Here is a 7,888-nt window from a genome sequence, read left to right as displayed (position 1 = left end):
GCTGCGGCACAGCCCGCTGGATGAGCACGTGGCGGCGGAAACCGGCATGCAGGAACTGGGGGAGCGAGAGCGCCGGGCCCTGCGCATTGCCCTCTGGAGCATGCTGGCGGCGATTTTCCTGCTGGTGCTGAGCGCCCTGCCGGCACAGTCAGCCTGGCGCGGTCCGGGCGGCTCCCTGACCGAAGCCGGCGCGCCGTTGATGGCCTCGATCGTGCCGCTGATTTTTCTCCTGTTCCTGCTGCCCGGCGTGATCTACGGTATTGCCGCAGGCACCGTGACGAGCAGCCGCGATGTCATCGAGGGCATGACCAAGACCATGCAGACCATGGGTTACTACCTGGTGATCATGTTCTTTATCGCCCAGTTCATCTACGCCTTCAGTGCCTCCAACCTGGGCATCCTGCTGGCGGTGAAGGGCGCCGCGGGGCTGCAGGCTCTGGGCCTGCCCGGCGCGCTGACGATTTCCGGCATCGTGCTGTTGACCGGTGTGCTGAACCTGTTCGTGGGCTCGGCTTCCGCCAAGTGGGCGCTGCTGGCCCCCATTCTGGTACCCATGCTGATGAAGCTGGGCGCGTCACCTGACCTGACCCAGGCCGCGTACAGGATCGGCGACTCCACCACCAATATCATTACCCCGTTGATGCCCTATTTCCCGCTGGTGGTCGTCTACTGCCAACGCTATATCCGCAGCGCCGGCATCGGCACGGTCACCGCCCTGATGCTGCCCTACTCGGTCACCTTTATCATTCTCTGGACCCTGTTCCTGCTCGGCTACTGGTCACTGGACCTGCCGCTGGGACTGCAATCCAGCTACACCTACTGAACCGGCGCCCGCGTCTGCTCATCCTGCTGGGCGCGCCACAGCGCTGCATAGTGCCCGCCCAGCGCCAGTAGCTCCCGGTGCGTGCCCTGCTCGACAATGCGGCCTTGGTGCAGCACCAGTATGCGGTCCGCATCGACGACCGTGGACAGGCGATGGGCTATCACCAGGCTGGTGTGATGCCGGGCGATCTCCCGCAGTGCTGACAGAATCGACTGTTCCGAGCGACTGTCGAGACTGGAGGTAGCCTCGTCGAATACCAGGATCGGCGGGCGCTTAAGCACTGTGCGCGCAATGGAGACCCGCTGCTTCTCCCCCCCGGAGAGTTTCAGGCCGCGCTCTCCCACCCGTGTCTCGCCACCTTCGGGCAGCTGGGCCAGGAAGTCTTCAAGATGCGCCATGCGGATCGCCGCGTTAACCTCGTGGTCGGCAGCGCCAGGCTTGCCGTAACGCACGTTCTCCAGCAGGGTATCGTTGAACAGGACCGTGTCCTGGGGCACGATACCGACAGCCCGGCGCAGGGACTGCAGGGTAACTCCGGCGATGTCCTGGCCGTCGATGACAATACTGCCCGCAGTCGGGTCATAGAAGCGGAACAGCAGCTTGACCAGGGTGGACTTGCCGGCTCCACTGGCGCCGACCACCGCCACTTTCTGTCCCGGCAGCACGGTGAAACTGACCCCCTGCAGAATTGGCCGCTGGACCTGGTAGGCAAAGCTCACGTTATCGAAACGGATCGCCGCATCCTGCACCACCAGTTCGGCCGCGCCTTCGCGCTCGGTCACCTGGGGCCGCACATCCAGCAGCGCAAACAGCTTCTCGATATTGGCCATCGCCCCTTTCATTTCCCGATAGACGAAGCCCAGGAAACCCAGGGGCATGAACAGCTGGATCATGTACTGACTGATGAGGATGAAATCGCCCAGGGTGAGAATGCCGGCTCGGACCTGGTAGACCGCCAGCCCGATCATGCTGGTCTGGGCCAGGGCGATAATCAGTGCCTGGCCGCCGTTGAGCCCGAACAGGGACAGCCGGTTCTTGCGCCGGGCCATTTCCCAGCGCTCCAGATCCTCGTCGTAGCGGCGGGCCTCGAAGTCCTCGTTGCCGAAGTATTTCACCGTTTCGAAATTGAGCAGGCTGTCCACCGCCCGGGTGTTGCTGGCGGAATCCGCTTCGTTCATCTCGCGGACAAAGCGGGTTCGCCACTCGGTAGCGCCAAAGGAAAACCAGCCGTAGGCGAGCACCGAAGCCAGCGTCACCAGCGCATAGCTGACGCCGTAGGCGATTAAAAACACCGACACCACGGCGGCGATTTCGAACAGGGTCGGAACGATATTGAAAACCATGAAGCGCAGCAGAAAGCTGACGCCGCTGGTACCACGTTCAATGTCCCGGGCCAGGCCCCCCGTGCGTCGCTGGAGGTGGAAGTCCAGGTCCAGGGCGTGCACATGACGGAATACCCTGAGACCCAGCTTGCGCATTGCGCGCTCGGTAACGCGACCGAACAGGGTGTCACGCAGCTCCCCGAACAGGACGCTGGAAAACCGCGCCAGGCCATAGGCCAGCACCAAACCCAACGCCACCATACCCGCCAGCTGTGCGCCGGCCTGGAGGTTCATCCCGTCCACCAGGTGCTTCATGATGAAGGGGATGACGAGCACCGCGCCCTTGGCCAGCAGCAAGCACACCAGTGCGAGGGCGATACGCCGCCGATGATCGCGCAGATAGGGCCATAGACGCGGCAGGATGGACCAGTTCAGTGTCTGGCCGGGTTCCGCGGTGTTACCGCCGCGCATGGAGATCGCGCCTGATTCGCAGTCTGGACGTGGGCAGCATAGGGATAGCTCTGGCAGGGGGCAGCGGAGGATAGCAAAGATTTACGCTATAGCCAGCCGTCAGTCCTCCAGCAGGTGCCGAAAATGTTCAGTGGCGAAACCGCGATACTGCATGAAACGCATCCGCCGGGCTTTTTCCCTGAGAGCCGCCTGCTGCGCTTCCCGCCGCGCATCCGGCCCCGGGACACCCTCCTCATGTCCAAACGGGTCGCCGGCGGCCGGCCCCCCCGAGCGACTGCCAAATTTGCGGTTGAACACCTCCTCCGCCAGAGCAAACCAGTCCGGTTCGATGGCGGCGTGAGCGGCGGCTATGGCTGCCTCATCCAGGCCGCGCTCACGCATGTCCTGGCGAACGCGAGCCGGCCCATAGCCCCGTTGCAGACGCTGGCGCAGCAGGCTCTCGGCGTAACGCTCGTCGCTCTGCAGGTTCTCCTGCTGCAGCTCCTGCAAAACAGACGCAACCAGGTCCGGAGCAGCGAAGCGCCGGCCCAGCTTGGCCTGGAGTTCAGAGAGGGCGTGTTCACGACGTGCCAGCAGGTTCAGGGCGGCCAATCGGACATCAGCGGGACGCACAGCCTGCCCATCAGGGTCGGCAGTCATGTCGGCGTTGTCGCCTGTTCTGGTGACGTCTGCTTGCACTGGTTTTCACCCCGCTGAGCCAAGAAAAAGACGCCGGGGATGTGAGAGTGGGGTCAGTGGGCCCCCGGCGCCGGAAACCACCGGTGACCGCAAGGCCACCGGGTATGCAATCACTCGTCTGCGGCGTCGTCCTCAGCGGCAATGGCTTCCTTGTCACCCTTTTTCGCCGGCGCCACGCCCACCATCATCTGCTTGCGGATCTCGGTTTCGATCTCGTTGGCGATGGCCAGGTTGTCCTCCAGGAATTTGGCTGCATTGGCCTTGCCCTGGCCGATCTTGTCGCCCTTGTAGGCATACCAGGCGCCTGATTTGTCGACCAGGTTGAGCTTGACGCCCCAGTCGATCACCTCACCCATGTGGTAGATGCCCTTGCCATACATGATCTGGAATTCCGCCTGCTTGAAAGGTGGCGACACCTTGTTCTTCACCACTTTTACCCGGGTCTCGTTACCGATGACCTCGTCGCCGTCCTTGACCGCACCGATACGACGGATGTCCAGGCGCACCGACGAGTAAAACTTCAGCGCATTACCGCCGGTGGTGGTTTCCGGGTTGCCGAACATCACCCCGATCTTCATGCGGATCTGGTTGATAAAGATGACCAGGCAATTGCTGTGCTTGATGGCGCCGGTAAGCTTGCGCATGGCCTGGCTCAGCAGGCGGGCCTGCAAACCCACATGGGAATCACCCATTTCGCCTTCGATCTCGGCCTTCGGCGTCAGCGCCGCAACCGAGTCGATCACCAGCACGTCAACGGCACCCGAGCGCACCAGCATTTCGGCGACTTCCAGAGCCTGCTCGCCGGTGTCCGGCTGGGACAGGATAAGATCGTCGACTTGCACCCCGAGCTTTTCCGCGTAGGAGGGGTCCAGGGCGTGCTCGGCGTCGATGAAGGCTGCCGTGCCGCCCTGCTTCTGGGACTCGGCGATCACCTGCAGGGTCAGCGTGGTCTTGCCGGATGACTCGGGGCCATAGATTTCGCAGATGCGTCCCTTCGGCAGGCCACCGATACCGAGGGCGATATCCAGCCCCAGGGAACCGGTGGAGATGGCGGGCATGGCAACGCGTTCGTTGTCACCCATGCGCATGACCGTACCTTTGCCGAACTGGCGTTCAATCTGGCTGAGGGCGGCATCCAGTGCTTTCTGCTTGTTGGCGTCCATAATCGACTGCTCCTGTCGTTGTTACTGCGCTGCTGCGGATTCGGGGTCTGGCGGACGCTGGGCACCCTGCCTGACTACTGTATATATACTCAGTGCATTGGCCGGCAAATGCAAGCCCCAAATCCAGACAAATGCGGGCAAATTCGTCCACCTCATCCCCTACCCGCCTGTTCAGGCGACAGGTTTCCAGTGAGGGGGGGTGCAGGGTCTCCGGAATGGTGTAAGCTCGGTACCCCCCGTCCGGATTCCAGGGAGAAACGCCGTGCGACCCATCGCCCTATCGCTCACCCTGCTGCTGGCAGGCTCCGTCCACGGCACACCCCCGGAAGACTACTGGCAGGCACTGAGCGCCCTCTGCGGCAAGGCCTTCGCCGGGGCACTGGTAGACGCGCCCGCCGATGACGACTTCGCCGGCAAGTCGCTGGTCATGCATGTGAGGGATTGTTCCGAGACCCGGATACGGATCCCCTTTGCAGTCGGCGACGACCTCTCCCGCACCTGGATACTGACCCGTGATGGCGACCGGATCACCCTCAAGCACGACCACCGCCACGCCGATGGCAGCCCGGACGCCATCACGATGTACGGCGGTACCAGCACCAACGCGGGGCGCGCCGGGGAACAGCTGTTTCCCGCCGACGAGGAGACCCGGGAGGTTATCGAGCCCGCCTTCGCCAATGTCTGGACCATGCGTATCGCGGCCGGCGAGGTCTTCACCTACGGCCTCTGGCGACTGGGCACACCGCGCGCGTTCCGGGTGGATTTCGACCTCAGCCAGCCCGTGGCTCCGCCGCCGGCACCCTGGGGCTGGCAAGACTGAACCAGCTGCCGCCTGTCAGGCCGACACCGGGTCCTCCACCGCACTCTGCTCAATGGCGTAAAACAGGCAATCGCTGCCGGCGATGGCCGGATTGGTGGTAATCATGAACAGCTTGAGCGGCGCGGCCGGAAACAGGCGGCCCTCCTCCACTCGCAACAGGCGGCCCACGGCGCAGCGGCCGCTCACATCCTGGGCCCAGAACAGCGAGCGCAAATCCCCCCTGACCCAGCCCAGGGGCACATCCGTTTGCACCACACCGAAATTGAGATGCTCGATATCGGGCCGCAGGGTCACAGGCACCGCGGGGTCAGGCTGCTCCGCATACGCCAGCTGTACACCGGGATTGAGCTCCAGCCGGATAGGGTTGTGCAACAATTCCAGCCCCCAGTCCACTCTATCGCCCGCCAGCACCTGCGGCCTCAGCAGGTACTCGCAAAGCCCCGACCAGGCCAACTCGTGGGCACTGTCGTCCAGGCGCCCGCCCACTTCCACCGTCACCGTGGGATAGCGGTGCTCGCTGATTTCCATCAGGGCACCCAGGTTCAGGCGGGTCACGATCATGCGTTCCGTGAACAGTGACACCAGGGCGTCATGCTGCCGGTCCATATGGGTACAGACGCCAAAAGCGGGCCCGGTGCCGGAGGTATTGTGCATATCCACGACTGCCTCGGGGCGGTGCAGGCGCAGGATTTCGAGAATTTCCTCCGCCAGGCGCCCCTGATCGTCGTCGAAGGGCGGGCGGAAACAGCGGTTGAGATCCCGGTGTCCCGGCAACATCCGGAAGGTGAACAGCGGCGGCGCCAGGGCCGCCTCTACCGAGGCGACGATGCACACCGTGTTGACCGCGGGTTGACGAGCGGATTTCAGCCAGCGGAACAGGGCCATTGCCCCGGAGGGTTCGTTGCCGTGCAACAGGGTGACGAAGGCCCGGGTCCGGCTGGTGTCTGCCCCTTCCAGGAAGATGCTCGCCGGCCCGCCCAGATAGCGCAGGAAGCTTTCCACGCTGGTCCCGATCTCGGTCGCGAGGGGGTTGCGGAGAAACCGGAAGCGCCTCACAGAGGCCACTCCGAGACCGGGCTATTGCCACTACTGTGCACCATGTAAGTCTCCAGTAAATCCCGCAGCCCGGCGGCGTCGGGCCGGGCAGCCGTGCCAGCCTGCTCCAGCCGCGCCAGTTGCCAGCGGGCGCCGGTCTGGCCGTTGGCCAGCCGCCGTTCGATTATGCCCAGATAACGCCCGGCGGAAACCCCGTCAATGCCAATCGCGAGGAGCCCGCGCCGAGCCACCGGCAGCATGTCGGCGATAATGGCAGCTGCGGTGCGCTCTTCACAGGCACACTGCCTGTCCCTCGGCCACACCAGACGCGCCTCAAGACCGTATTGGGCGGCCCGGTAAAAATTGTGCTCGGCAAAATTGAACGGCAGTGCCGGCAACCAGGCGTTGATCCCGGGCCGCAACCCCTCCGCCATGCCGATGAGGAAGGCGGCATTGGCAACCATGTCAGCCGCGGTGGGACCCGCCGGCAGCGCGCGCATCTCGATCCGCAAGTGGCCGCCGCAGGCGGCGTCATAGACTGGCCGGTTCCACAGCCAGACCGTGCTCTGGTGCAGCTGCAGCTCCGGCAGTTGCGGGGGCATTGCGGCAAGTTCACGGTCGGCGTCATCTCCGGCACACACCGGCAGCAGAGGTTGGTACAGACGCACCGCCTCGACAAACAGTTCGAAAGCCTCGCGCCGCACCCAGCCCTGGCCAAAGTTGACTCTCGCGGGTTCATGCCAGTGGTACCGGTCCGGCAGGCGGGTATCAATCGACTGCTTGAACAGCGGAATCCTGGTTTCCTGCCACAGGCTGTGACCAAACAGGGTGGGAGAATTACCCGCCACCGCCAGGGCCAGCGGCGTCACCGCCTGGATGGCATTGAAAGTGTCGGCGAAGTGTCGAGGGGGAACACGGTAGTGTACCTGGAACGAAGTATTGGCGCCCTCCAAAGTCACGTCGTCCATCTCTGTCCGCAGCGGGTGTCGGCCGTTGAGATCGATCCGGAACTGGCTGCCGCGGCGGGCGATAAGCTGCTCGACCAGGGCCGCATAGCGCGGTTTATCGGTCAGGCAGGCGGGGCCGAAGTCCGCCGACTGCAGGGTCGGCAGAATCCCGATGGGTACGATACGGGCGTCGCGCTCGGCCGCAAGGCTGCGCAAGGCCTGGACCTTGGCCAGGATTTCCCGCTCCAGGGCCCGCAGCGGGTCGTCGGCCATGGCAACCGGCGACAGGTTGTACTCGAGGTTGTAGCGATTTAGTTCCAGGGTGAGTTGCGGATCGCCCGCCGCCGCCTGCAACTCCGCATTGAGCATTGCCGGGCGCCCCGCCTGATCGACGATGTACAGTTCCAGCTCGGCACCCAGCGAACCTGGCCCCTCGCCAAAGCCGGGAACCGCGAGTACCTCTCGCAGGCGTTCGAGGTTGCGCTCCAGGCGCTCACCAAAAAGGCGGTAATCGGCAGGGGTGAACTGAGAGTGTCGGATATCGAGGCCCATCTGTCGTTTATAGCACAGTTGCGGATTGGGCACGGAGCCCCGCGCAAAGAAGGCGGTAGAGGATCGCGGTCCCTTGA

At 64.0% G+C, this 7,888-nt stretch carries 7 protein-coding genes; 2 read left to right on the top strand and 5 right to left on the bottom strand.

All coding sequences use genetic code 11. The annotated features are described in order from the left end of the window. Positions 1-823: AbgT family transporter (locus RJQ10_RS12935; RefSeq protein WP_350147232.1), on the top strand; the 823-nt coding region annotated here is incomplete at its 5' end. Here RJQ10_RS12935 and RJQ10_RS12930 read toward each other — a convergent pair. From RJQ10_RS12930 to recA, 3 genes are all read right to left on the bottom strand, one after another. Continuing rightward, the gene (locus RJQ10_RS12930) at positions 817-2,616 is read right to left on the bottom strand and encodes an ABCB family ABC transporter ATP-binding protein/permease (RefSeq protein WP_350147231.1); all 1,800 of its coding nucleotides are present in this window, start codon (positions 2,614-2,616) and stop codon (positions 817-819) included. The two genes, RJQ10_RS12935 and RJQ10_RS12930, sit on opposite strands and share 7 nt — an antisense overlap. 99 nt (positions 2,617-2,715) lie before the next feature. Next, a complete protein-coding gene (locus tag RJQ10_RS12925) occupies positions 2,716-3,294 on the bottom strand; it encodes a regulatory protein RecX (protein WP_350147229.1) in 579 nt (192 codons plus the stop codon). Between the two features lie 110 nt (positions 3,295-3,404). Then, positions 3,405-4,457 carry a recombinase RecA gene (gene recA / locus RJQ10_RS12920; RefSeq protein ID WP_350147227.1) on the bottom strand — a complete coding sequence of 351 codons (1,053 nt, stop codon included), beginning with the start codon at positions 4,455-4,457 and terminating at the stop codon, positions 3,405-3,407. Between the two features lie 262 nt (positions 4,458-4,719). Here recA and RJQ10_RS12915 point away from each other — a divergent pair, with 262 nt between their 5' ends. Next, a complete protein-coding gene (locus RJQ10_RS12915; RefSeq protein WP_350147226.1) occupies positions 4,720-5,277 on the top strand; it encodes a hypothetical protein in 558 nt (185 codons plus the stop codon). A gap of 15 nt (positions 5,278-5,292) precedes the next feature. Here the strand turns inward: RJQ10_RS12915 and RJQ10_RS12910 are convergent, their stop codons facing one another. Then, the gene (locus RJQ10_RS12910; RefSeq protein WP_350147224.1) at positions 5,293-6,333 is read right to left on the bottom strand and encodes a M14 family metallopeptidase; all 1,041 of its coding nucleotides are present in this window, start codon (positions 6,331-6,333) and stop codon (positions 5,293-5,295) included. Then, entirely contained in the window at positions 6,330-7,844 is a 1,515-nt protein-coding gene (locus RJQ10_RS12905) for a glutamate-cysteine ligase family protein (protein WP_350147222.1), read from the bottom strand. The genes RJQ10_RS12910 and RJQ10_RS12905 overlap by 4 nt, the downstream gene beginning before the upstream one ends. Positions 7,845-7,888 lie beyond the last annotated feature (44 nt).

Source organism: Haliea sp., from assembly GCF_040222615.1.
In the GTDB taxonomy this organism is placed as follows: domain Bacteria; phylum Pseudomonadota; class Gammaproteobacteria; order Pseudomonadales; family Halieaceae; genus Haliea.
Note: the sequence above shows the minus strand (reverse complement) of the source record. Positions and strands in the feature narration are given on the sequence as shown.

Bases quoted from the DNA above. Each gene is read 5' to 3' on its own strand.
- RJQ10_RS12930 (WP_350147231.1), bottom strand. From the start codon at position 2,616: ATGCGCGGCGGTAACACCGCGGAACCCGGCCAGACACTGAACTGGTCC.
- recA (WP_350147227.1), bottom strand. From the start codon at position 4,457: ATGGACGCCAACAAGCAGAAAGCACTGGATGCCGCCCTCAGCCAGATT.